Consider the following 20,264-nt stretch of genomic DNA (forward strand, 5'->3'; position numbering starts at 1 on the left):
GTTTCGTTGACCTGGTGGTTATGCCGAGAGGTCCCCACCCGATCCCATTCCGAACTCGGTCGTTAAGCCTCTCTGGGCCGATGGTACTTCGTCTTAAGGCGCGGGAGAGTAGGTCGCCGCCAGGTCTACCAAACGGATGAATTCATCAGATCACTCCCTTGCCAGCACATAAGGCGCACATCCACGCGCCAAACCATCTGCCGCGGGGTGGAGCAGCCCGGTAGCTCGTCAGGCTCATAACCTGAAGGTCACAGGTTCAAATCCTGTCCCCGCACCCATATCATCTCAAAGCCGCCGTACGCATCCCGTCCGGCGGCTTTTTGCTGTCTGGCCAACGCCTCAGCCCAGCACCGCCCAGCCGACCAGGCCGATCGCGGCGACGCCGACGCTGAGGGCGACCAACACAACCGCCCCGTCCCGGGCCGTCAGGCCCAATCCAAAGACCGTGATCGTGGCGGCCGGTATGGCTGTCGAGAACGGGATGAGCTCCAGGGGCGGGGTCATCAGCCCGACAAGGATGCAGATCACCGCCACACCCTTTCGACCAGCACCTTGCGTCATGCTCAGGAGCCGGGGTCGTATCAGGCGATCGAGCGCCTGCGCCGGGCGCCGCACGCGCTGCGCGCCTTTCTCCAGGCTGGCGGCCTTGACCTTCAGTCTGAGTAACCAGCGCGGCAGCCAGACCTGATCGCTCCCCACCAGCATCTGGCCGGCGATCAGAATGACGGTCAGGGCCAGGAGGGACGGGACGCCGGGCACGGCGCTGACCGGAGTCATGGTGATCACGCCGGCCATGAACAGCAAAGGCCCATAGGCCCGGCCGCCGATGGCGTCGCGGATCTCTTCCAGGCTGACCTTGCCGTCGGCGGCCGCGGCGGTTTCGCAGACGCAGAGAACGACGTCATCTAGGGTGCGTGGACTGTCAGGCATGAAGGCTCCCGGGGCGTGGCCTGAACAACGCCCCGGACCGCCATTGGCGCCGTCGTCAGGACCCTAGAAGGCGTTTTCGCCCGTGATGGCGCGGCCCAGGATAAGGGCGTGGACGTCGTGGGCGCCTTCATAGGTGTTGACCGTCTCCAGGTTCGCGGCATGGCGCATCACATGGTACTCGCCGCTGATACCGTTGCCGCCGTGGATGTCGCGGGCCTCCCGGGCGATGGCCAAGGCCTTGCCGCAGTTGTTGCGCTTCATCAGGCTGATGGCTTCCGGCACCCAGGCGCCTTCATCAATCAGCCGGCCCAGGGCGAGCGCCCCTTCGAAGCCGAGCGCGATCTCGGTCTGCATGTCGGCCAGCTTCTTCTGCACCAGCTGGCGGGCGGCCAGGGGCTTTCCGAACACCTGGCGGCTGGCCACATAGTCGCGGCTGGCGTGCAGGCAGAATTCCGCCGCGCCCATGGCGCCCCAGGCGATCCCGTAGCGGGCCTTGTTCAGGCAGGAGAAGGGCCCGCGCAGGCCGCTCACGCCAGGCAGCATCTGGTCCTCGGGCACAAAGACGTCAGAGAGCGCGATCTCGCCGGTCACCGAGGCCCGCAGGGACAGCTTGTTGTTGATCTTCGGCGTGGTCAGGCCCTCTGAGCCGCGGTCCACCAGGAAGCCGCGGATCACCCCATCGAGCTTGGCCCAGACCAGGGCCACATCGCTGATCGGGCTGTTGGTGATCCACATCTTGGCGCCGTTCAGCACGAAGCCGCCGTCGATCTTCTTGGCCACCGTACGCATGGAGGCGGGGTCAGAGCCGCCATCGGCCTCGGTCAGACCAAAGCAGCCGATGATGTCGCCCTTGGCCATGCCGGGCAGGTACTTCTGCTTCTGGGCTTCGGAACCGAAGGCATAGATCGGGTACATGACCAGAGAGGACTGCACGCTCATGGCCGAGCGGTAGCCGGAATCGATCGCTTCGACTTCGCGGGCGATCAGACCATAGGCCACGTGATTGACGCCGGCGCCGCCGTATTCTTCGGGAATGGTGGGGCCGAGGAAGCCCAGGGCCCCCATCTCCGTCATGATCTCGCGGTCGAAGCGCTCCTCGGCATAGGCCGAGACCACCCGTGGCAGCAGCTTGTCGCGGCAATAGGCCCGCGCGGCCTCCCAGACCATCCGTTCGTCCTCGGAGAGCCGGGCGGCCAGATCCAGAGGATCTTCCCAGCGAAAGGTCTTCTGAGCCACTCCGGTGTCCAGGGCCATGGCGCGCCTCCTATGATCTGCGGCATTGGTTTTGTCTGCTGCGGTTATGGACCCAAACCGCGCCGGCATACAGCCCAGCGGGCGAGCGATGTTCGGGGTGGGCGGAGGAAAAGAGCGGCTCCGCCCGGCGGGGGCCGGACGGAGCCAGGGCCTGGCGGGGAGGAACGCCATGCTGATCGCAGGTCAGCGGAGAGGGGACCCGGCCGACTTGCGAGTCATTCTTATAATGGGTCGCGCCCTGCTGCAATGCGAACTGTTCGCAATAAGCCGCGCGCAAGCCTCGGCCTGCAACCAACGACCCCCGCGTGGGTTCAACTCTCATGGAACCGCAGCCGAGCCACCTGGTCGATCCCGTCGCAGCCCTCACCTGGCTGGGCGTTTTCGCGTTCTTTGTCGGCTTCGCCGGCTATCTGGCCGTCTCTCTCGCCCAGCCGGCCGCGGGCCGCAGCCGGGCAGCCGTCGAGCCGACCATCGCGGCGTTTGCGCCCGCCCGCCTGGCGCCGCCGCAGGACCCCTGGGTCTTCGAAAAGGCTATCTAGAGCCCCTGTTCACGGCCGGCCAATCACGCCAATCTTGCGGCGATGACCGACACCGCGCCCCTCTTTCCATCGCCCCAACCTGAGGCCGATCCTGTCGGCGCAGCGCAGATCGCCGCCTTCCTGGCCGCGCGAATGTGCCATGACTTCATCAGCCCGGTCAGCGCCATCGTCTCAGGCCTTGATCTGCTGGAGGATCCCGACGCCCAGGACATGCGCGAGGACGCCATGGGCCTCATCGCCGCCTCCGGACGGAAGCTGGCGGAGATGCTGTCCTTCACCCGGGTCGCCTTCGGCGCCTCGGCCTCGGCGGAGGTGTTCGACCCCCGGGAACTGGAGCGGCTCGCCCAGGGGGTGTTCAGCCATCAGCGGGCCGAGCTGGCCTGGGCGGTGGAGGCCGATCGCCTGGACAAGGCCGCCGCTCGCGCCGTTCTGAATGTCGCCCAGATGGCCGGCGCGGCCCTGCCCCTGGGCGGGGTGGCGAGGCTGCGGGCCGCCCGGGACGGGGACACCACGGTGATCGCCGTCGAGGCCACGGGCCCCAAGGCTCGGCTGCGCCCCGAAGTCGCCGCCGGTCTGCGTGGAGAAGACCTGCCCGCGGGCGCGCTGCACGGCCACTGGGTCCAGGCCTATTATGTCCACCTCTTCGTGAGCGACGCCGGCGGCAAGATTTTCGCTGAGGCGGGCGAGGAAAAGGTGACCTTGGCCGTGACGATCCCAGCCGGCTGAGCCCAAATCGGGGCTTACCCGCCGCCCATCTGGCAAAATCAAACGGCTCCTTAACCAGCAGGCCCGACAACAGAGGGCCTCAGGTTGGGAGTGTTCGGTTGAGGACTTGCCTCATCGTCGATGACAGCCGGGTGATCCGAAAGGTCGCCCGCAGGATCCTGGAGGACCTCGGCTTCGATGTGGCCGAGGCGGCCGACGGGGCTGAAGCCCTGGCCTGGTGTCGCACCACCATGCCGGAGGTGGTGCTGCTCGACTGGAACATGCCGGTGATGAACGGGCTGGAATTCCTGCGCGGCCTGCGGATGGAGCCCGGCGGCAAGGCGCCAAAGGTGATCTTCTGCACGGTCGAAAACGAGGTCAGCGCCATCCGCGAGGCTCTCGAAAGCGGCGCGGACGAGTACATCATGAAACCCTTCGACAGTGAGATCGTGGCGGCAAAGTTTGCCCAGGCTGGGCTGGCATGAAGGCGGAAGACCGCGAGCTTGTCGCCCAACTCTGCGCGGCCCGGTCCGGCCAGAAGGTCGATCCGGCCAAGGACTATCTGCTGGAGACCCGCCTGGGTCCGGTGGCCCGGCGCGAGGGTTTCGACAGCATCGCCGAGCTGATGGCGGGCCTGCGGGCAAGGCGGGAGGACCGCCTGATCTGGGCGATCGTCGAGGCCATGGCGGCCGGGGACACAAGCTTCTTCCGCGACAAGGCCGCCTTCGACCACTTCCGCGATGTGCTGGCGCCGGAACTGGTCGCGCGGCGCAAGGATCAGCCGATCCGCATCTGGAGCGCGGCCTGCGGGACGGGGCAGGAAATCCACTCCCTGGCCATGCTGGTCGACGACATGGCGGGCCAATGGCCCGACGCCCGGTTCGAACTGTTCGGTTCCGACCTGTCTGAACGGGCCCTGGAGAAGGCCCAGAGCGGACTCTACACCCAGTTTGAGGTCCAGAGGGGGCTGCCGATCCGCAGCCTGGTCCGGCACTTCGACAAGGTGGACGAGATGTGGCTGATCTCCCCCCAGATCCGCCAGTCGATCCGCTGGCGGCGATTGAACCTGATCGGCGACATGTCCAGGGTCAGGGGCTTCGACCTGATCTTCTGCCGCAATGTTATCTCCTCGATGATCGAGCCCGCCCAGCGCCAGGTGGTGGAGAACCTCGCCGCCGCCCTGAACCCGGGCGGCCGGGTGCTGTTCGCCGCCGACGAGGATCCGGTGGCCGGCGATGAGCCTTTGAGCGCCGTGGATGATACGCCGGGCCTTTACGTCCTGCGCGCCGCCGACCGGGCGGCTGCCTGACACCCCTCAACTCCCCCCTCAACTCCCCCCTCAACTCCAGCCACGAAAAACCCCGCCGCGGCGGGGCCGGAGCGGGGCTCGATCGTCAGAGACCAGCCCAGCGGCCGGTCGGCTGTCGGTCTTAGTTCTTGGCGTCTTCAGCGGTGCGCGTGACGGCGTCGCCGGCCGCGCCCACGTCCTGGCCAGCGCCGGAAATGGTGTTGCAGGCGGTCATGCCGAGGCTGGCGGTCAGGGCGGCCAGAAGGAAGAGCTTACGCATTTTTGGGTCTCCGTTTTGGAAGGGAAGGCGGCGTCGCCAAGCTTAACGGTCAGGCGACCTGCTGGTTCCCTTCCGAGGGCGCGGACATCGCGGGGTGGGGTGTCGGGAAGGCCAGACGAACGGTGACGCCCCCTGCGGCGTTGCGGACCAGCTCCGAGCGACCGCGCAGCTGGCGGGCGAAGGCGGTCATCAGGGTGCGGCCCACACCGGTTCCCGCCAGGGCCTGATCGCTGGCGTCGCCGTCGTCGGCGATCTCCAGAACGGCCTCGTCGCCGCCGACCCGGAAGTCGACGCTCAGCGTGCCGCCGCGACCGGCGAAGGCGTGCTTCTGGGCGTTGGTGATCGCTTCCACCGCAAACAGGGCCAGAGGGGCCAGGCGGTCAGGATCGATCATCAAGGTATCGGCGTGCAGCTCCGTCCGCACCGCTGGCCCGTGCATGGATTCGCCGGCCACCAGCTGGGCGGTGAGTTCCTCGAGGAAGGGGCGCAGGTCCACGCGCTTGAGATCGGGGCCCTGGTACAGGGCGCGATAGACGAGGGCCAGGGCTGAAATCCGCTGGCGGGTGTCGGACATGGCGGCCCGGGCGCCCGGGTCGGTCAGGGCCCGCTGCTGCATGCTGAGCAGGCTGGAGATGACCTGCAGATTGTTCTTCACCCGGTGATGGATCTCCCGCATCAGGGCGTCCTTCTGGGCGAGGGAGTCGCGGAGCGAGGCGTCACGGCCGACGATGGCGTCGGCCATAGTCTCCATGGCCTCGGCCAGGTCGCGGATTTCCAGCGGCATGTCGCCAGCCTGGGCCGGTCTGACCGTCAGGCGGCCCCGGCCATAGAGGGCGGCGATCCGCTGCAGATAGATAAGCCAGCGCACAACCACCCGGTCCACGGCGATGAACACTGTCCCCAGCACGACGGCGAAGGTCAGAAGCGGCAGGATGAGCCCGGTCAGCGGGTTGAGGCGCGCCCAGGAAAAGAGCCCCGGCGAGTCCGCCGACAGGATGACGAACAGGCTCTCGCCCACCAGAGGGGCGGCGATATAGACCCGGCGCTGTCCGTCAGTGCGACCATACCAGACATAGGACCCTTGCGCGTGGGTGCGCGCCTGCCAGCCGACCGGGGGCGGCGCGAAGGCGTCTGGGTCTGTCAGGCTGAGATATTCGCCGGCGGCGTCCAGCAGGGCCACTTCGGAGCCGGGGGGCAGGGCCGCCACGGTGGAGTTGGGTTGCAGGCTGGCCAGGGCGATCACCGCCGCCAGGGCGCCGTCGAACTCGCCGGCCGAATTGTAGGCAGGGACAACGGCCATGAGGGCCGGCTTATCGGAATAGACTGCGCCGGGATCGCGGGTGATGACCATTTCACCGCCAGTCTGCACCTGGTTGAACCAGGGGCGTTCGGCCCGCGCGGGGTCGGAAGGGACGGTTCCAGCCGCGCAGGCGACCCGGCCGTTGCGGTCAAAGCGGATCAGATTGTCATAGCCGGGGATACGTTCGGCGATCTCGGCCAGTCGCTGAGCACAGGCGAACCCCACCGAACCCGGCGCCAGGGTCTCAAGCAGAATGTCGGCGGACTCCATCCGCGCCCGGGCGTCGGCCGCGCTCCGCTGCGCCGCCGACCCCAGGGTTTCCCGGACCCGTTCAGCCTCGTGGTTGAAGGCCATGCCGCTCTGAATGGCCCCCAGGGCCAGAACCGGCAGCAGGGCTGCCGCCATGGCGGCGATCAACCGGACGCGTATGGTGCCCAGAGAGGCCCAGGGATCCCCATTCATGACCTGGCCCCCCCGGGCCGTCAGCGCGCGGTGCTGAGCCGTTCGGCGTCGGCCAGGATAGACCGCATCGCGTCGCCGGCCGCCCCGCCATCGCGGTCATAGGCGCCGGCCTCGAGAATGGCCTGCAAGGCGCGCCGCGCGCGGCTCACACGGCTTTTGACCGTGCCGACTGCGACGCCGCAGATCTCGGCGGCCTCTTCGTAGGCGAAGCCGCCGGCGCCCACCAGGATCAGCGCCTCGCGCTGCTCCGGCGGCAACATGCCAAGGCTCAGGCGGAGTTCGTCCAGCGCCACGGGCGCCTCGGGATCGTCCACCGCCACCAGAGTGCGTTCGGCGGCCTCCTGGTCGAGCTGGCTCTGGCGCCAGGACCGGCGCTTCTCGGAATAGAACTGGTTGCGCAGGATCATGAAGGTCCACGCCTTCATGTTGGTGCCCATCTGGAAGCTGGCGCGGGCGTCCCACGCCTTCATCATGGCGTCCTGCGCCAGGTCATCGGCGGCCGTGGCGTCGCCGCACAGGGTGCGGGCGAAGGCGCGCAGATGGGGGATCAGGGTGACGATTTCAGCCTTGAAGGCGTTGTCGAGGGCGGGGTCCCGGGGGCTGCGGTCGACCATCAGCCGTTCTCCGCCGACTTGTCGGCGCGGCGCAGGATATCCAGAAATTCGTCCGGGACCGGCTCGTTGACCACCTCGTCGAACATCTGTCGCAGGCGCACGCCGATGGCCTGCTGGCGCAAGCGTGCTTCATCGAGGGCCGCGGCGTTCACGTCTGGCCCCGCCGAATGCTGTTCGGATTGGTGTTCGATCATATCCCCGGCGTCTCGCTCAGGCGGCGAACGCCCCTTCTTGCTGTCATTCTGATCGCTCAAACGCCCGGCCCCCCGTCGAGTTCCATCAGCCCAGCCATAGCCGCCTGATCTCAGAATGTCGAAAACGTCAAACATGGGGAACCGGTTCCCTCCAGCGACGTTTTGTGCGGTTGATGGATCAAGCGCGGCCGCAATCGATGCAGTCGCGTGTTCATCCTTGTCTCTACGGGAGGGGTCATTGAGTCTTCTAGCCCGACTGGCGCCGCATCTGCCTTATGTCCGGCGCTATGCGCGTGCGCTCACCGGCGATCAAACAACTGGCGACCATTATGTCCGCGTGGCCCTTGAGGCCCTGGCTGCGGGCGAAAAGGTCCTGGAGGCGGGTCTGACCCCCAGGGTCGCGCTCTATCACGTGTTCCACACCATCTGGTGCTCCACCGGAGCTCAGCTGGAGTCGCCAGCGACCGACGGCGCCGACGACGACGCCAACTCACGGCTGATGCGCATTGCGCCTCGGTCTCGTCAGGCGTTCCTGCTGACCGCTCTGGAAGGCTTCACTCCCAGCGAGACCGCCCAGATTCTTGGGGCGAGTTTTGATGAGGTCGGCGCCTTGATCGCCGAGGCCCAGTCGGAGATCGATGCTGAACTGGCCACCGACGTGCTCATCATCGAGGACGAACCGGTGATCGCGGCCGACATCGAGGCCCTGGTCAAGGAGCTGGGCCATACTGTGGTGGATATCGCCGCCACCCGGACCGAGGCTGTCGACGCCGTCAGCCGCAATCGCCCGGGTCTTGTCCTGGCCGACATCCAGCTGGCGGACGGGTCCTCTGGCATCGACGCGGTCAAGGACATCCTGGCCGAGCTCGATGTGCCGGTGATCTTCATCACCGCCTTCCCGGAGCGCCTGCTCACCGGCGAGCGCCCTGAGCCCACCTTCCTGATCACCAAGCCCTTCCAGCCGGAGACGGTGAAGGCGGCGATCGGCCAGGCGCTTTTCTTCCATCCCCGCCGCAAGGCGAAGGCCGCAGCCTGACCCTAGCCCGCCGCCGGTCCCGTGAGGCGCCGAGCGGCGGGCGGAACAGCCCAGCTCATCAGACGTTCACAGACCCAGGCGGCGCCTCGCGCCGTTCTGGATCCACGGACCTGAGGAGCATGTCATGCTGGGTTGGGCGATAGTGTTTGCGGTGCTAGCGGTTGCAGCCGGATATCTTGGTTTCATGAGCCTGGCAGGCTTGGCGGCCACAATCGCCAAGGTGCTCTTCGTGCTGTTCCTGGTCCTGCTGGTGGCGAGCTTCGTCGTGCGCGCCATTCGGGGTCAGTCCGTCGTTTGAGCCGCAGGCTCTTCGGGGCAAGACAAGAGGGCCGGAACAGATGTTCCGGCCCTCTCTTTGTCTCAGAACATCAGTTCGGTGCGTTCTGCGGCGGCTGAGTGGTCGGGCCGTCAGCGCCATCGGCTTCGGGGATCCGCGGGGCCGGCGCGTCCTGATTGAACTCAACCGCGTCGCTGGCTTGCCGCCCGGCATGGACATCGCCCTCTGCCAGGTCATCGGCGCGGAACAGCCAGGCGGCCATCAGGCCGACAAAGGCCAGGGTCACCGAGATCACCAGCACCAGCAACACGGGCCTGCCCAGGGCGCCCTGGCGCGCCGGCGTCGCCGGCATTTTCGGGGCGTTGTTGTCTTGAGGTTCGGCCATCAGGTGTTCCTTGGCTAGAATCGAATGAGATGCAGCGGGCTCGGCGCAGGCGGCGCGCCCGTGCCCGAATGGTCGGGCGCGGTAAGCGCGCCCAGAAGGGAAATGGCGCAGGCCATGCTCGCGACCGAGGTCAGAGCCACCATCCGGCGGCGTGTCCGCTGGGCGCGACGGGAGACGGTCTCCACGTAGGCGAGGCCGCCATGTGCGGCCATGTATCCCCTGATCATCCTCGGCCCCGAGATTGGCGCAAAGCCAGGCTTTGCTGTTGGGGATAGAACGTCGGCGAAGCTTCTCCGTTCCGCCTCAGACCCGGCTCGAGCGGCCGGTCTGAGGAATCTGAAAAAACTTCGCAGCCAGTGGGAACGGGTCTCGATCAGGCGAGTTATTCAACCTGCGGAGGCGGCGACGCCCCCCCCGACTTGAGGCTGGCGGTCATTCGTCAGCCTGCCGCCTCCGCACCCCCCTTTTCTCGATGATACCCACTTCGGCGGACCCTCCCGGGTCCGCCTTTCTCTTGTGGGCCAGTCTCTCTCGTGGGTCAGTCCGGCGTCGACAGGCGAAGCCGGATGTCCACCCGGCGGCGCATGGGCCGGTCAACGCCGTCCGGTCTCACCGCGTTCAGCTGTCCAGCAGCCTGCGTGTCAAAGGCCGCCTCAGGAAGGCCGGCCTCGGCCAGGGCCTGGGCCACCGTGGCGGCGCGGGCCTGCGACAGGGCCATGTTCGGCTCAGGCGCGCCGGTGGCGTCGGCCAGGCCCAGGACATCCACCCTGTCGACCGTGCAACCGGCCGCCTGCTGCGCTGTCGCCGCGATCAGGCCGCGCGCCTCGGGCCCCAAGTCCGCCGAGTCTGGTTCAAAATAGATCTCGGCAGAGACCAGATCGCAGCGGGAGTCCCGCGTCAGACTCTCCCGCCAGGTCTGGCAGCCACTCAGCACGAGTACCCCCGCCATGCAGACGCTCGTTGTAACCGCGGATTTCGTTGTCAGTTTCATTCCCAGCACCCCTCAGTTCGCCCCTGGTTCTCCAGGGCGCGCAAAAAGGGGCGGCCAGCATGCTGACCGCCCCTGAAATCACTTTGCCTTGCCGCGCCTGTCAGTAGCGGGGCTGGCCGTCTTCCCAGTAATAGCGCTGGCTAGCGGAGTCATAGAAGTAGTAGCGACCCGCTCGCTCATCATAGTACTGGCGGCGATTGGGGACATCGGCGCCGCAGCCGCCGTCCTCACGGCACCCCTTGTAGGCGCCCGCCGCGCCGCCGGCGACCGCGCCGATGGCGGCGCCCGTGGCAGCGCTGCCCGAGCCGACATTGTTGCCAATGACCGCGCCGGCCAGAGCGCCGAGGGCCGCGCCGCCAGCGGCGTTACGTTCCACCGTGCCGGTAGAGGTGCAGGCCGCGGCCAGGAGGCCTGCGCCCGCGACAGCGATAAGAGACTTCATCATTTCCAGGCTCTCCTTGAGCTTGTGCCGACAATCAAACGCCCCCCGCCGTGTCGGGTTCCCGTCCCGGGCGCCCCGCAGGCTCCGCCGCACCTCCGCCAAGGGAACCGCCATCGCGCAATACCGTTAGCTTGGCCGCAGAGATCATGATGGAGCGCCTCAAATGTGGCCCCGATTTGGAAGACCCCGCCGCGATGGCGCGCCGCTGAACGTGGCGCCTCCCACAGCTCCCCTGGCTGTCGATCCGCGTGAGGTGGACAGGGCCTATGAACAGGGGCTCGCTGAGGGTCGCAGGGCAGAGCGCCGCCGTCGCAGTCATCCCATACGCAATCTGTTGATCGGCCTTGTGGCCCTGGCTGGCGGCGCCATGCTTGGCGTGGCGGCCTGGCACGGGTCGTTCGGCAAGGGGGGCGAAGTGGTGGATCAGAAACTGGCGGTGGCCGCAGATCGCGCCGAACCGACCTTCCGGGCCGCAGCTGGAGAAGCCGGGGCCGTCCTCAGCGGCGCCGGACGTGAGCTGCAGCCTGGCGAAGGCGCCGGCGAGCCCGCCGATCCCGACCTTAGCGAACCAGCGCGTTAGGCCGCGACTGTGATCGAGGGCGTGCGCAAGATCGAAGTGGTTCTGAATCTGGCCTCCGGCAGCGTTTCGGCTGATGCGCCACAGCAGGCTGAGGAAATCCTCGCCCAGTACGGGGTGAGCGCGCGGGTCTGCGCCTCATCCTCCGGCGACCTGGAGCAGTGCCTCCGGTCCGCCCTAGATGCAGGTCCCGATCTGCTGGCGGTGGTGGCCGGCGACGGCACAGCCCGCAGCGCCGCAGAGATGTGCGGTCCTGACGGCCCCCTGTTTGCGCCCCTGGCGGGGGGCACCATGAACATGCTGCCGCACGCGATCTACGGCGCAAGGCCTTGGCAGGAGGCGCTGGTCGACATTCTTGACAGCGGGGTCGAGCGTCCCCTGGCTGGTGGAACGGTGGACGGGAAGTTGTTCCTTGTGGCCGCCATCCTCGGCGCTCCGGCCCTCTGGGCCCCGGCCCGGGAAGCCATGCGCGAGGGCAAGGCCCGTCTCGCCCTGGAGCGGGCGCGCACGGCCTGGTCGCGGGCCTTCTCCAGCCGCCTTCGCTATGTGATCGGGGCTGGTCCCAGAGAAAAGGGTGAGGCCGTGATCTTCATGTGCCCCACCGCCAGCCGGCGTCTGTCCGACGATGAGCAGGCGCTGGAGGCCGCCGGCCTCGATCTCAATGGCGCCCTGGAGGCCTTCCGGCTCGGGCTGCACGCGGCGGTGGGCGACTGGCGCGACGACCCCGCGGTGGATCTCGGACTTTGCCGCGAGGCGCGGGTCTGGGCGCCGCGCGGCATACCGGCCTTGCTGGATGGCGAGAGCGTCCAGCTGGGCGCCTTCGCCCAGGTCGCCTTCGTGCCCCATGTGGCCCGGGTGCTGGCGCCTCGCGATGAACCGGCCGGCGCCGAGGGGGAGATTCTGGACGCCGCCGTCAACCCGGCGGCCGCATGATCCGCATCGCCCAGCTTTCGGACATCCACTTTGGCGACGAGAACCTGCCGGCTGTAGAAGCGGCGACGACGCTCTTGCAGGAGACGCCGCCTGATCTCGTCCTGATCACCGGCGACATCACCCGCTTTGCGGAGGTCGGAGAGCTTGAGGCCGCACGGGCCTGGCTCGAGCGGCTGCCGCGGCCGTGGCTGGTCACGCCTGGCAATCACGACGCGCCCTATCTGGCCTGGCACGAGCGGATTTTTACGCCTTTCGCCCGGTTTGAGCGGATCATCGGTCCGGCCTGGAGCCAGTCGCATCTGGATGAACAGGTGGCCGTGGCCGGCGTGAACACCGCCCGGGGCGCCCAGTGGCGTCTGAACTGGTCGAAGGGCCAGATTTCTCGCGACCAGGTGCGCACCGCCGTCAGCTTCCTGGACACCGCCCCTGCGAACCGTCTGCGGCTGGTGGCGCTGCATCATCCGCTCACCGAGATGATCGCTGGCCCCATGACCGCCAAGGTCTGGGGCGGGGTCGACGCCGCCCGGGCCTTCAGCGAGGCGCGGGTCGACCTGGTCCTTTCGGGGCACGTTCACGCGCCGTTCGCCCTGCCTTACCCGTTCGCCGATGAACGCACCTATGCGGTGGGATGTGGCACCCTGTCGGTGCGAGAGCGCGGCGTTCCCGCCAGCTTCAACATGATTGAGGCCGACGATGAGGCCATCCGGATCAAGGCCCTGACCTGGTCGGGCAGCCAGTTCGAAGCCCATCGGACCTGGTCGCTGGATCGCCGGCTCTAGTGGAGCCCGGACCCCGCGCCGGCCCCTCCGATACGAAAAATCCCGCGCCTTTCGGGCGCGGGATTTAGACGTGGCTGACTATTTCGACCCAGACCGGCTCCGGGGATCAGGCGGCCGGAACGGGATGGCGCCAGGCCTGCCCCTTGCCACGGGCGGCGTCGTACTGGGCGGCGGCGAAGGTCCAGTGGGGCAGGTTGTCGAACCAGGCTTCCACGAAGGCCTTCCGATCATTCTGGTGGTCCAGATAGTAGGCGTGTTCCCAGACGTCGCAGGTCAGCAGCGGCGTCAGGCCCTGATGGGTCAGCAGGTCGTCAGCGTCGTGAGTCGACAGCACCTTCAACTTGTCGCCCTCGGCGGCCAGCCAGCCCCAGCCCGAGGCGAAGTGGTTCACAGACTCGGTGACAAAGGCTTCCTTCAGCTTGTCCAGGCCGCCGAAGTCCCGGTCAATGGCCGCGGCCAGGTCGCCCTGCGGCTGCTGCTTCTCGCCGATCATGCAGGTCCAGAAGAAGGTGTGGTTGTAGGTCTGGGCGGCGTTGTTGAAGAGCTTCTTCTTGGCCGGATCGCCGGCGGCGGCCTTGACCACCTCTTCCAGGGAGGCAGGGGTCTCGCCTGAGGCCTTCAGCAGGTCGTTGAGCGTGTCCACATACTTGGCGTGATGCTTGTCGTGGTGAAACCGCATCGTCTCGGCGGAGATCACCGGGGACAGGGCGTCATAAGCGTAGGGAAGGTCCGGAAGCTTGAACATCATAGGTCCTCAGGCAGGCTGATACAAAAAAGGGACGCGCCCGATCAGGGGCGCGCCGTGAGGGATCGGAGCCGGTCCGTCTCCGGCGCGAGCCAACAGAGCTCTGGATGAGCCTGGCCGCGCCGGAGTAACCAGATCTAGTGACGTCCTGAGGACCGGCCCGCGAGGTAGGCGCTGAGGGCGGTGGCGATCACCTTGGGATTCTTCACCGCCAGGACGCCAGCCGCCAGGGTGGCCAGAAGCGCAGCTCCCCCCGCGGCCATGGGATGCTGACGGGCCAGATCAAAGGCCCGGGCCGCCAGGCTGTCGTCCTGCTGCAGGGCAGGCAGGGACGGACCCTTACCGCGAACCGCCAGAACAGCGCCGCCCAGGATCAGGATACAAACCAGGGCGAGCACCCCCGCCGCGCCTGCCGCGCCGAGAAGCGGCGTAAGCACAGCGAACAGGGCGAAACCGGCCGCCGCGACGCCCATGAGCGTCAGGGCGGTCAGGGCCGCCAGGCCGATGACCGCAAGAAGCGCCTTCTCGATCAACGGCGGCCGCCAGCGAGCAGCAGGCCGATCACCACGCCGACACCGACGGCGACGCCCGTCGCCGCCAGCGGACGTTCACGCACGTGTTCGACCACGTAGCGCTGAGCTTCTTCAATCTGCTCGCCGGCCGTGTCGGCATAGGCGCGCGACTGAGCGCGAATTTGTTCCACGCCTTCCTGAACCGCCCGTTCGAAATGCTTGGCGGCGTCACGGAAGGTTTGCTGTGCGTCCTCGGCCAGGACCTGAGCGGAAGTCGCCGCGGAGGTGGCGGCGGCCTTGGCTTCGTTCACGGCTCGGTCAGAAGCGTTCGACATGCAGTATCTCCAGAGGTTCGAGGTCCCCGCACGCCTCGCACAGGGCTCCGCCAGAACGTCACATAGGCCACAGCGGTTCCAGGTTCCAGGTCAGGGTGCGTCAAATCTTCGCAGGTTCTGCACGGTTCTTGTCGCATCGCTGCGCGGCCGGCGTTAGGCTTTGACCATGGTCGATGACCCGAGGCGCGCGCGCCTGAACATGGAGCATCTCGAACTGGCGCTCCAGACCGCGGGTCTGGGGGAGTTCCAGTATGATGTGCCTGGCGATTTCTGCATCGTCAGCGACCGAATGGCGGCCATCACCGGCGGGGCGGCCGGCTATCTTCCCGCCGACGGCGGTCGCGCCCTCCTGCCGCGAATCCACCCTGACGATCTGGAAGACACCCTGCGGCAGATGCTGGCGGGCTTCGAGGCTGACGACCGCTATGAGGTGGAGTGCCGCGCCGCCCCGCGACCGGACCATGGAGTGGTCTGGCTTCGGGTCGTCGGCCAGCGGATCCGTGACGCCCGGGGCGAGATCCAGGGGGTCATCGGGATCGTCGAGGACATCACCGCCCGCAAGCTCGAGGAACAGCAACGCCACGCCCTGATGGCCGAGATCGACCACAGGGTGAAGAACGTCCTGGCGACGGTCCAGGCCCTGGCGGTGCAGACCGCCAAGCGAACCTCCTCCATGGAGGGGTTCCTGCAGACCTTCCTCGGCCGCCTGAAATCCATGGGCTCGGCCAACGAACTGCTCACCGCCGCCCGCTGGCGTGGCGCGGCCATCGACCATCTGGTGGCCGCCGAACTCGGCGGGCTGGCGCCAGGTCAGACCCGGTGGGAGGGGCCGGAGCTGTTCCTCACCCCGCGCGCCGCCAATGCGGTCTCGCTGGCCCTGCACGAACTGGCTACCAACGCCCTGAAATACGGCGCCTTGTCGGTTGAGACCGGCCACGTGGACGTGGTCTGGCGCGCGGCGCCTTCGGGGGGCTTTTCCCTGGACTGGACGGAGTCGGGCGGGCCAGTGGTCGCCCCGCCTGGCCGGACCGGGTTTGGCTCCACCCTGCTCAGCCAGGTGACCGGCCGGGAGCTCAATGGCCATACCCGTCTGGACTTCCCCCCCACGGGGGCCCGGGCGCGTCTGGAGGCTGGGGCCGCGGCTGTGGTCGCCCGTCCGGAAACCGTGCCGGACGCGCCCCTCGGCCGCGCCCCCGAGGCCGCCGCCGGGCCTGCCGGTCCGGTCAGTCTGGCCGGCGCCCGGGTGCTCATCGTCGAGGACGCCGCGCTCCTGGCTATGGAACTGGAAACCGGGCTTTCGGAGGCCGGCGCAGTGGTGGTGGGCCCTGCCTATGAGCTTGAGGAGGCCCTCGCCCTCCTGGACCAGCCTCTCGACGCCGCCGTCCTGGACGCCAATCTCAACGGCCTTTCCGTTGGGCCGGTGGCCGATATCCTGGCCGAACGGGGCGTCCCCTTCGTTTTCGCCACCGGCTATGGCGATGCGGGCGGCGCCCCCAGCGGCTTCGATGCGCCGGTGATCCGCAAACCCTATGACGTCACCCAGGTGACCGCCGCGGTCGCCGATCTGCTGGCGCCGCGGACTTAGAGCATTTGCCGATAAGTGAGACGCGGTTATCGGATCAAAAATGCTCTAACTTTTTGATTTAGAGCACTTTTTATCCGATCTGATTGCTTCAATCCGATCGGAAAGGGCTCCAGGGCTCAGACGACGCCCCGCGACCGCAGGCCGGCGATGGCCTCGACCGACAGGCCGGCCACATCCTTCAGCACCTCGTCCGTATGGGCGCCGAGGTCGGGCCCCGGCCAGCGGACCTTGCCCGGCGTCGCCGACAATTTGGGGAAGGCGTTCTGCATCCGGACCTGACCAAAGACCGGGTGCGGCACGCTGACGATCGCCTCGCGGGCTGTGAAATGAGGATCCTCGATCATGTCCGGCGCCCGATAGATGCGACCTGCCGGCACTCCGTGCGCTTCCAGAAGGCTCAGCAGGTCGTCTAGGGCCAGGGTCGAGGTCCAGGCGCTGATGATCTCGTCGAGCTCCCCCTGGCGCTCGCCGCGGGCGGCATGGGTGGAGAAGCGGGGATCGGCGGCCAGGTCTCCGCGGTCCATCGCGGCGCAGAGCCTGGCGAACACGGTGTCCCCATTGCCGCCGATCACCGCCATGTCGCCGCTGGCGCAAGGGTAGGCGTTGGACGGCGCGATCCCGGGCAGGATGGAGCCTGACCGCTCGCGGACATAGCCGGTCAGGTCATATTCGGTGACCAGGTTCTCCATCACGCCGAGCACGCTCTCATAGAGGGCCGCGTCGATCACCTGGCCCTTGCCGGTCCGATCCCGGGAATGAAGGGCCATCATGATCCCCATCACCGCATGCATGGCCGCCAGGCTGTCGCCGATGGAAATGCCGGCCCGCGCCGGCGGCCGGTCTGGCTCGCCGGTGATGTGGCGCAGGCCGCCCATGGCCTCGCCGATGAGACCATAGCCGGCGCGGGTCGAGAGCGGACCCGTCTGGCCGTAGCCGGAGATGCGGGCCATCACCAGGCCGGGATGGGTTGCCGAGAGGGCCTCATAGCCCAGGCCCCATTTCTCCATGGCGCCGGGACGGAAATTCTCGATCACCACATCAGCCTTGGCGATCAGGGTCCGGGCGATCTCCTGGCCCTCGGGCTGACGCAGGTCGAGCCCCACCGACTTCTTGTTGCGGCCGATCACCGGCCACCAGGGGGACAGACCCTGCGGCAGGCTGCGGCCCCACTGCCGCATGGGATCGCCCTTGCGGGGATCCTCGATCTTGATCACCTCGGCGCCGAAATCCCCCAGGATCTGACCGCAGAATGGCCCGGCGATCAGGGTGCCCATCTCGATCACCCGGAGTCCGGCGAGGGGGCCAGGGGCGGCGGCTTCGGTCATCGGGCTCTCCGACTTTCTGGGAACAGATCACGACGGCGTGAGTTTTGACGGCAGCCGCATCGTTCGGATGCGTCGTCTGAAGTTGTCAACGTCCCAGGAGTTCACATGACTCGCCACCTGCTTATCGCGGGCGCCGCGATCGCCGCGCTTTCGCTCGCCGCTTGCGGTCAGCCGGCCGACCAGTCCGCCACCGCCCCGGCCGAGAGCGTCGTGCCCGACGCCAACCCGGCCGCCACCATTCCGACCATGGCCGACGAGACGTCGGCGGCCGACTTCACCCGCTTGGCGGCGCAGAGCGACATGCTGGAAATCCAGTCCTCGCAGCTGGCCGTTGAGCGAGCCCAGGATGCCGAGGTTAAGGCCTTCGCCCAGATGATGGTCGAGGCCCACACCCAGACCACGCGGGATCTGAAAACCGCTGTCGAGGCCGCCGGCCAGCCCATCACCCTGCCGACCGCCGCCGATGAGGACGTGACCGACGAACTCAACGACCTGCGGGAAGAAGACGCCGCCGACTTCGACAAGGAATATATCGACCTGCAGGTGGACACCCACCAGAAGGCCCTGAACCTGATGCAGCGCTACGCCGCCGATGGCGACATCCCGGGTCTGCAGGCCTTCGCCGCGGCTACCGCCCCGGCCATCCAGCAGCACCTGGACCAGGCCAAGGCCATCCAGGACCGTCTGGCCAACGCCCGCTAGGCGTCCAGGACGTTCAGCCTGAGCTGAAGATCAGGCTTCCGCCTCCCCGGCGGAAGCCTTTTCTTTGGCCAGCGTCGGGAGTAGGGCCTTGACCATGACCCAATACGCCCTGGCCCCGCCCCCCGTCCCGGTCGTCCCCGTGCTTGGGGAAGATGTCGTCTTTCCGGTTCGCCGGATTCTCTGTGTCGGGCGCAACTACGCCGCCCATCGCGCCGAGATGGGTGGGGATGATCGCGATCCTCCCTTCTTCTTCGCCAAGCCGGCCGACGCCATCGTGACGCCGGGGGCTGATGTGGCCTTCCCCTCGGCGACCGCAGACCTTCACCACGAGATCGAGCTGGTGGTGGCGCTGGGCGCTGGCGGATCAGATGTGCCCGTCGATGAGGCCCTCGACCTGATCTTCGGCTACGCCGTGGGATTTGACCTGACCCGTCGGGATCTGCAGGCGGTCGCCAAGGACAAAGGCCACCCCTGGGACGCCTCCAAGGGATTCGACCAGTCCGCCCCCATCTCGGCCATCCGCCGCTGGCGCGGGCCGGCCCCTCAGGGACGGATCACCGCGACGGTGAACGGCCAGTCCCGTCAGGACGCCGTGGTCTCCGACATGATCTGGAACGTCGCCGAGATCATCGCCCAGGCCTCGCGCCTCTGGCGCCTGGCGCCCGGGGACCTGATCTTCACCGGCACGCCAGAAGGCGTCGGCCCCATCGCCCGGGGCGATGTGGTCCAGGGTGCGGTCGAGGGCGTCGGCGAACTCAGCTTCAAGGTCGCCTGACCATGGGACTGACCCTCTACAGCTATTGGCGGGCCACCGCCCCCTACCGGGTCCGCATCGCGCTGGGGCTCAAGGGCCTGGACTATGACTACATCCCCGTCAGCCTGCCCAAGGGCGAGCAGCGGGCCGCCGATTATCTTGAGCGCAATCCCCAGGGCTTGACCCCCATGTTGGTCGTTGGGGAGCAGGCCATGACTCAGAGCCTGGCCCTGATGGAGTGGCTGGAGGAGACCCATCCGCAACCGCCGCTCCTGCCCGCTGATCCCGCCGGCCGCCAGGTGGTGCGCGCCATGGCCGGGATCATCGCCTGCGACATCCACCCGTTGAATAATCTGCGGATCCAGCAGCAACTGGCCGCCTTTGGCGTCAGCGAGGCCGACCGGCAGGTCTGGGTCGCTCGCTGGATGCACGAGGGGTTCGATGCTCTGGAGCCGCTGATCGCCCGGCACGGCGCGGGCTTCGCCTTTGGATCGAGCCCGGGCCTGGCCGACTGCTGCCTGGTCCCCCAGGTCTATTCGGCCGAGCGCTACGGGGTGGACCTTTCGCCCTATCCGGCCATAAGGGCGGCGGCTGCGGCCGCCCAGGCGCTTCCCGCCTTCGCCGCGGCCCACCCCGACCGACAGCCCGACGCCCCGGCGGCGGCCTGAACCCGGACTTGTGTAGCGTAGGGCGAGGGACCTCAAGATGCTCGACCACCTGAAGGACAACAACCGCGCCTGGGCGGAAGGCAAGCTCGCGGTTGATCCCGGCTTTTTCCAGCGCCTGGTGGGCCAGCAGAGCCCGGAGTACCTCTGGATCGGTTGCGCTGACAGCCGAGTGCCGGCCAATGAGATCGTCGGCCTCGATCCCGGCGAGCTGTTCGTCCATCGCAATGTGGCCAATCTCGCCCCGCCCCAGGACGCCAACTACCTGTCGGTGCTGCAGTTCGCCGTCGATGTGCTGAAGGTGAAGCACATCATGGTTGTGGGCCACTATGGCTGCGGGGGCGTGGTCGCCGCCATCGATGGCCAGCGGCGCGGCCTGGTGGACCACTGGCTGCATCCGATCCGTGAGGTCTACGCCGCCAACCGGGCCGAACTGGAAGCCATGGACGAGCACGCCCGCCATGACCGCCTGTGCGAGCTGAACGTCATCCGCCAGGTGCGCAATGTGGCCTCGGACGTCTTCATCCGGGAGGCCTGGCTGCGGGGCCAGCCGATCAGCGTGCACGGCTGGGTCTATGCTCTGTCTGACGGCCTGGTGAACGACATGAACGTCACCTGCAGCGGGCCTGAGGACCTGGCCCGCCTCTACTAGGCG

At 67.7% G+C, this 20,264-nt stretch carries 28 protein-coding genes, 1 tRNA gene and 1 rRNA gene; 16 read left to right on the forward strand and 14 right to left on the reverse strand.

Going from position 1 to position 20,264, the window contains the following annotated elements; genetic code table 11:
* The first annotated feature begins 10 nt into the window (after positions 1-10).
* Positions 11-125: ribosomal RNA gene (gene rrf / locus Q8N19_RS01370) — 5S ribosomal RNA — on the forward strand.
* Positions 126-201: 76 nt separating this feature from the next.
* Positions 202-278 (forward strand) — tRNA-Met (locus Q8N19_RS01375).
* Positions 279-339: 61 nt separating this feature from the next.
* Here the strand turns inward: Q8N19_RS01375 and Q8N19_RS01380 are convergent.
* Both Q8N19_RS01380 and Q8N19_RS01385 read right to left on the reverse strand, forming a co-directional pair.
* The gene (locus Q8N19_RS01380) at positions 340-930 is read right to left on the reverse strand and encodes an exopolysaccharide biosynthesis protein (RefSeq protein WP_305587853.1); all 591 of its coding nucleotides are present in this window, start codon (positions 928-930) and stop codon (positions 340-342) included.
* A gap of 63 nt (positions 931-993) precedes the next feature.
* Positions 994-2,184, reverse strand: coding sequence for an acyl-CoA dehydrogenase (locus tag Q8N19_RS01385; protein ID WP_305587854.1), 1,191 nt, complete (start codon positions 2,182-2,184; stop codon positions 994-996).
* 320 nt (positions 2,185-2,504) lie between these two features.
* Between Q8N19_RS01385 and Q8N19_RS01390 the strand changes: the two genes are divergently transcribed.
* The 4 genes from Q8N19_RS01390 (at position 2,505) to Q8N19_RS01405 (ending at position 4,737) form a co-directional block, all read left to right on the forward strand.
* On the forward strand, positions 2,505-2,723 hold the full coding sequence (locus tag Q8N19_RS01390; protein ID WP_305587855.1) for a hypothetical protein: 219 nt from the start codon (positions 2,505-2,507) through the stop codon (positions 2,721-2,723).
* A gap of 42 nt (positions 2,724-2,765) precedes the next feature.
* Positions 2,766-3,449, forward strand: coding sequence for a histidine phosphotransferase ChpT (gene chpT / locus Q8N19_RS01395; protein WP_305587856.1), 684 nt, complete (start codon positions 2,766-2,768; stop codon positions 3,447-3,449).
* A 98-nt stretch (positions 3,450-3,547) separates the two neighbouring features.
* Positions 3,548-3,913, forward strand: a complete 366-nt coding sequence (locus Q8N19_RS01400; RefSeq protein ID WP_305587857.1) for a PleD family two-component system response regulator — start codon at positions 3,548-3,550, stop codon at positions 3,911-3,913.
* Complete coding sequence (locus tag Q8N19_RS01405) at positions 3,910-4,737, forward strand: protein-glutamate O-methyltransferase CheR (RefSeq protein WP_305587858.1); 828 nt, start codon at positions 3,910-3,912, stop codon at positions 4,735-4,737. The genes Q8N19_RS01400 and Q8N19_RS01405 overlap by 4 nt, the downstream gene beginning before the upstream one ends.
* A gap of 121 nt (positions 4,738-4,858) precedes the next feature.
* Here Q8N19_RS01405 and Q8N19_RS01410 read toward each other — a convergent pair whose 3' ends face one another.
* From Q8N19_RS01410 to Q8N19_RS01425, 4 genes are read right to left on the reverse strand one after another with little or no spacing between them, the layout of a single operon-like run.
* Positions 4,859-4,996, reverse strand: coding sequence for an entericidin A/B family lipoprotein (locus Q8N19_RS01410; protein ID WP_293318862.1), 138 nt, complete (start codon positions 4,994-4,996; stop codon positions 4,859-4,861).
* Positions 4,997-5,045: 49 nt separating this feature from the next.
* Entirely contained in the window at positions 5,046-6,758 is a 1,713-nt protein-coding gene (locus tag Q8N19_RS01415) for a sensor histidine kinase (RefSeq protein WP_305587859.1), read from the reverse strand.
* 20 nt (positions 6,759-6,778) lie between these two features.
* Positions 6,779-7,372, reverse strand: a complete 594-nt coding sequence (locus Q8N19_RS01420; protein ID WP_293318866.1) for a sigma-70 family RNA polymerase sigma factor — start codon at positions 7,370-7,372, stop codon at positions 6,779-6,781.
* On the reverse strand, positions 7,372-7,566 hold the full coding sequence (locus tag Q8N19_RS01425) for a NepR family anti-sigma factor (protein WP_305587860.1): 195 nt from the start codon (positions 7,564-7,566) through the stop codon (positions 7,372-7,374). Before Q8N19_RS01425 ends, Q8N19_RS01420 begins: the two co-directional genes overlap by 1 nt.
* Before the next feature lie 238 nt (positions 7,567-7,804).
* Here Q8N19_RS01425 and Q8N19_RS01430 point away from each other — a divergent pair, with 238 nt between their 5' ends.
* Together Q8N19_RS01430 and Q8N19_RS01435 are read left to right on the forward strand one after the other, a co-directional pair.
* On the forward strand, positions 7,805-8,602 hold the full coding sequence (locus tag Q8N19_RS01430) for a response regulator (RefSeq protein ID WP_305587861.1): 798 nt from the start codon (positions 7,805-7,807) through the stop codon (positions 8,600-8,602).
* Positions 8,603-8,726: 124 nt separating this feature from the next.
* A complete protein-coding gene (locus tag Q8N19_RS01435; protein ID WP_305587862.1) occupies positions 8,727-8,900 on the forward strand; it encodes a DUF1328 domain-containing protein in 174 nt (57 codons plus the stop codon).
* A gap of 70 nt (positions 8,901-8,970) precedes the next feature.
* Here Q8N19_RS01435 and Q8N19_RS01440 read toward each other — a convergent pair whose 3' ends face one another.
* The 4 genes from Q8N19_RS01440 to Q8N19_RS01455 form a co-directional block, all read right to left on the reverse strand.
* Entirely contained in the window at positions 8,971-9,264 is a 294-nt protein-coding gene (locus tag Q8N19_RS01440) for a hypothetical protein (protein WP_305587863.1), read from the reverse strand.
* A 14-nt stretch (positions 9,265-9,278) separates the two neighbouring features.
* Entirely contained in the window at positions 9,279-9,476 is a 198-nt protein-coding gene (locus Q8N19_RS01445; RefSeq protein WP_305587864.1) for a hypothetical protein, read from the reverse strand.
* A gap of 326 nt (positions 9,477-9,802) precedes the next feature.
* Positions 9,803-10,213, reverse strand: a complete 411-nt coding sequence (locus Q8N19_RS01450; protein ID WP_305587865.1) for an OmpA family protein — start codon at positions 10,211-10,213, stop codon at positions 9,803-9,805.
* A 142-nt stretch (positions 10,214-10,355) separates the two neighbouring features.
* Positions 10,356-10,700, reverse strand: coding sequence for a YMGG-like glycine zipper-containing protein (locus Q8N19_RS01455; RefSeq protein WP_305587866.1), 345 nt, complete (start codon positions 10,698-10,700; stop codon positions 10,356-10,358).
* Positions 10,701-10,860: 160 nt separating this feature from the next.
* Here Q8N19_RS01455 and Q8N19_RS01460 point away from each other — a divergent pair, with 160 nt between their 5' ends.
* Genes Q8N19_RS01460 through Q8N19_RS01470 form a run of 3 tightly spaced genes read left to right on the forward strand, consistent with a single transcriptional unit; the run spans position 10,861 to position 12,986 of the window.
* On the forward strand, positions 10,861-11,277 hold the full coding sequence (locus tag Q8N19_RS01460; RefSeq protein ID WP_305587867.1) for a hypothetical protein: 417 nt from the start codon (positions 10,861-10,863) through the stop codon (positions 11,275-11,277).
* Positions 11,278-11,298: 21 nt separating this feature from the next.
* Positions 11,299-12,207, forward strand: a complete 909-nt coding sequence (locus Q8N19_RS01465; protein ID WP_305587868.1) for a diacylglycerol kinase family protein — start codon at positions 11,299-11,301, stop codon at positions 12,205-12,207.
* Positions 12,204-12,986, forward strand: coding sequence for a metallophosphoesterase (locus Q8N19_RS01470; RefSeq protein ID WP_305587869.1), 783 nt, complete (start codon positions 12,204-12,206; stop codon positions 12,984-12,986). The genes Q8N19_RS01465 and Q8N19_RS01470 overlap by 4 nt, the downstream gene beginning before the upstream one ends.
* Before the next feature lie 106 nt (positions 12,987-13,092).
* Here Q8N19_RS01470 and Q8N19_RS01475 read toward each other — a convergent pair whose 3' ends face one another.
* The 3 genes from Q8N19_RS01475 to Q8N19_RS01485 form a co-directional block, all read right to left on the reverse strand.
* Positions 13,093-13,734, reverse strand: coding sequence for a superoxide dismutase (locus Q8N19_RS01475; protein WP_371133764.1), 642 nt, complete (start codon positions 13,732-13,734; stop codon positions 13,093-13,095).
* Positions 13,735-13,868: 134 nt separating this feature from the next.
* The gene (locus Q8N19_RS01480) at positions 13,869-14,264 is read right to left on the reverse strand and encodes a hypothetical protein (RefSeq protein WP_305587871.1); all 396 of its coding nucleotides are present in this window, start codon (positions 14,262-14,264) and stop codon (positions 13,869-13,871) included.
* On the reverse strand, positions 14,261-14,554 hold the full coding sequence (locus Q8N19_RS01485; RefSeq protein ID WP_305587872.1) for a hypothetical protein: 294 nt from the start codon (positions 14,552-14,554) through the stop codon (positions 14,261-14,263). The genes Q8N19_RS01480 and Q8N19_RS01485 overlap by 4 nt, the downstream gene beginning before the upstream one ends.
* Before the next feature lie 190 nt (positions 14,555-14,744).
* Between Q8N19_RS01485 and Q8N19_RS01490 the strand changes: the two genes are divergently transcribed.
* Positions 14,745-16,163 (forward strand): HWE histidine kinase domain-containing protein, encoded by a 1,419-nt coding sequence (locus Q8N19_RS01490; protein WP_305587873.1) that lies wholly within the window; start codon positions 14,745-14,747, stop codon positions 16,161-16,163.
* 116 nt (positions 16,164-16,279) lie between these two features.
* Here Q8N19_RS01490 and Q8N19_RS01495 read toward each other — a convergent pair whose 3' ends face one another.
* Positions 16,280-17,488, reverse strand: a complete 1,209-nt coding sequence (locus Q8N19_RS01495; RefSeq protein ID WP_305587874.1) for a CaiB/BaiF CoA-transferase family protein — start codon at positions 17,486-17,488, stop codon at positions 16,280-16,282.
* Between the two features lie 105 nt (positions 17,489-17,593).
* Here Q8N19_RS01495 and Q8N19_RS01500 point away from each other — a divergent pair, with 105 nt between their 5' ends.
* The 4 genes from Q8N19_RS01500 (at position 17,594) to Q8N19_RS01515 (ending at position 20,261) form a co-directional block, all read left to right on the forward strand.
* Entirely contained in the window at positions 17,594-18,190 is a 597-nt protein-coding gene (locus tag Q8N19_RS01500; protein ID WP_305587875.1) for a DUF4142 domain-containing protein, read from the forward strand.
* A 94-nt stretch (positions 18,191-18,284) separates the two neighbouring features.
* The gene (locus Q8N19_RS01505) at positions 18,285-18,965 is read left to right on the forward strand and encodes a fumarylacetoacetate hydrolase family protein (protein WP_305588068.1); all 681 of its coding nucleotides are present in this window, start codon (positions 18,285-18,287) and stop codon (positions 18,963-18,965) included.
* Between the two features lie 2 nt (positions 18,966-18,967).
* On the forward strand, positions 18,968-19,612 hold the full coding sequence (maiA, locus tag Q8N19_RS01510) for a maleylacetoacetate isomerase (protein ID WP_305587876.1): 645 nt from the start codon (positions 18,968-18,970) through the stop codon (positions 19,610-19,612).
* A gap of 37 nt (positions 19,613-19,649) precedes the next feature.
* Positions 19,650-20,261 carry a carbonic anhydrase gene (locus tag Q8N19_RS01515; protein ID WP_305587877.1) on the forward strand — a complete coding sequence of 204 codons (612 nt, stop codon included), beginning with the start codon at positions 19,650-19,652 and terminating at the stop codon, positions 20,259-20,261.
* The last annotated feature ends 3 nt before the right edge of the window (positions 20,262-20,264 follow it).

This window comes from Phenylobacterium sp. (genome assembly GCF_030693405.1).
Lineage (GTDB): Bacteria > Pseudomonadota > Alphaproteobacteria > Caulobacterales > Caulobacteraceae > Phenylobacterium.

Excerpts from the sequence above, each read along its gene's own strand:
- Q8N19_RS01380 (WP_305587853.1), bottom strand. The coding sequence starts at position 930 with ATGCCTGACAGTCCACGCACCCTAGATGACGTCGTTCTCTGCGTCTGC.
- Q8N19_RS01385 (WP_305587854.1), bottom strand. The coding sequence starts at position 2,184 with ATGGCCCTGGACACCGGAGTGGCTCAGAAGACCTTTCGCTGGGAAGAT.
- Q8N19_RS01390 (WP_305587855.1), top strand. The coding sequence starts at position 2,505 with ATGGAACCGCAGCCGAGCCACCTGGTCGATCCCGTCGCAGCCCTCACC.
- chpT (WP_305587856.1), top strand. The coding sequence starts at position 2,766 with ATGACCGACACCGCGCCCCTCTTTCCATCGCCCCAACCTGAGGCCGAT.
- Q8N19_RS01405 (WP_305587858.1), top strand. The coding sequence starts at position 3,910 with ATGAAGGCGGAAGACCGCGAGCTTGTCGCCCAACTCTGCGCGGCCCGG.
- Q8N19_RS01410 (WP_293318862.1), bottom strand. The coding sequence starts at position 4,996 with ATGCGTAAGCTCTTCCTTCTGGCCGCCCTGACCGCCAGCCTCGGCATG.
- Q8N19_RS01415 (WP_305587859.1), bottom strand. The coding sequence starts at position 6,758 with ATGAATGGGGATCCCTGGGCCTCTCTGGGCACCATACGCGTCCGGTTG.
- Q8N19_RS01420 (WP_293318866.1), bottom strand. The coding sequence starts at position 7,372 with ATGGTCGACCGCAGCCCCCGGGACCCCGCCCTCGACAACGCCTTCAAG.
- Q8N19_RS01425 (WP_305587860.1), bottom strand. The coding sequence starts at position 7,566 with ATGATCGAACACCAATCCGAACAGCATTCGGCGGGGCCAGACGTGAAC.
- Q8N19_RS01435 (WP_305587862.1), top strand. The coding sequence starts at position 8,727 with ATGCTGGGTTGGGCGATAGTGTTTGCGGTGCTAGCGGTTGCAGCCGGA.
- Q8N19_RS01440 (WP_305587863.1), bottom strand. The coding sequence starts at position 9,264 with ATGGCCGAACCTCAAGACAACAACGCCCCGAAAATGCCGGCGACGCCG.
- Q8N19_RS01445 (WP_305587864.1), bottom strand. The coding sequence starts at position 9,476 with ATGGCCGCACATGGCGGCCTCGCCTACGTGGAGACCGTCTCCCGTCGC.
- Q8N19_RS01450 (WP_305587865.1), bottom strand. The coding sequence starts at position 10,213 with ATGGCGGGGGTACTCGTGCTGAGTGGCTGCCAGACCTGGCGGGAGAGT.
- Q8N19_RS01455 (WP_305587866.1), bottom strand. The coding sequence starts at position 10,700 with ATGATGAAGTCTCTTATCGCTGTCGCGGGCGCAGGCCTCCTGGCCGCG.
- Q8N19_RS01460 (WP_305587867.1), top strand. The coding sequence starts at position 10,861 with ATGTGGCCCCGATTTGGAAGACCCCGCCGCGATGGCGCGCCGCTGAAC.
- Q8N19_RS01470 (WP_305587869.1), top strand. The coding sequence starts at position 12,204 with ATGATCCGCATCGCCCAGCTTTCGGACATCCACTTTGGCGACGAGAAC.
- Q8N19_RS01475 (WP_371133764.1), bottom strand. The coding sequence starts at position 13,734 with ATGATGTTCAAGCTTCCGGACCTTCCCTACGCTTATGACGCCCTGTCC.
- Q8N19_RS01490 (WP_305587873.1), top strand. The coding sequence starts at position 14,745 with ATGGTCGATGACCCGAGGCGCGCGCGCCTGAACATGGAGCATCTCGAA.
- Q8N19_RS01495 (WP_305587874.1), bottom strand. The coding sequence starts at position 17,488 with ATGACCGAAGCCGCCGCCCCTGGCCCCCTCGCCGGACTCCGGGTGATC.
- Q8N19_RS01500 (WP_305587875.1), top strand. The coding sequence starts at position 17,594 with ATGACTCGCCACCTGCTTATCGCGGGCGCCGCGATCGCCGCGCTTTCG.
- Q8N19_RS01505 (WP_305588068.1), top strand. The coding sequence starts at position 18,285 with ATGACCCAATACGCCCTGGCCCCGCCCCCCGTCCCGGTCGTCCCCGTG.
- maiA (WP_305587876.1), top strand. The coding sequence starts at position 18,968 with ATGGGACTGACCCTCTACAGCTATTGGCGGGCCACCGCCCCCTACCGG.
- Q8N19_RS01515 (WP_305587877.1), top strand. The coding sequence starts at position 19,650 with ATGCTCGACCACCTGAAGGACAACAACCGCGCCTGGGCGGAAGGCAAG.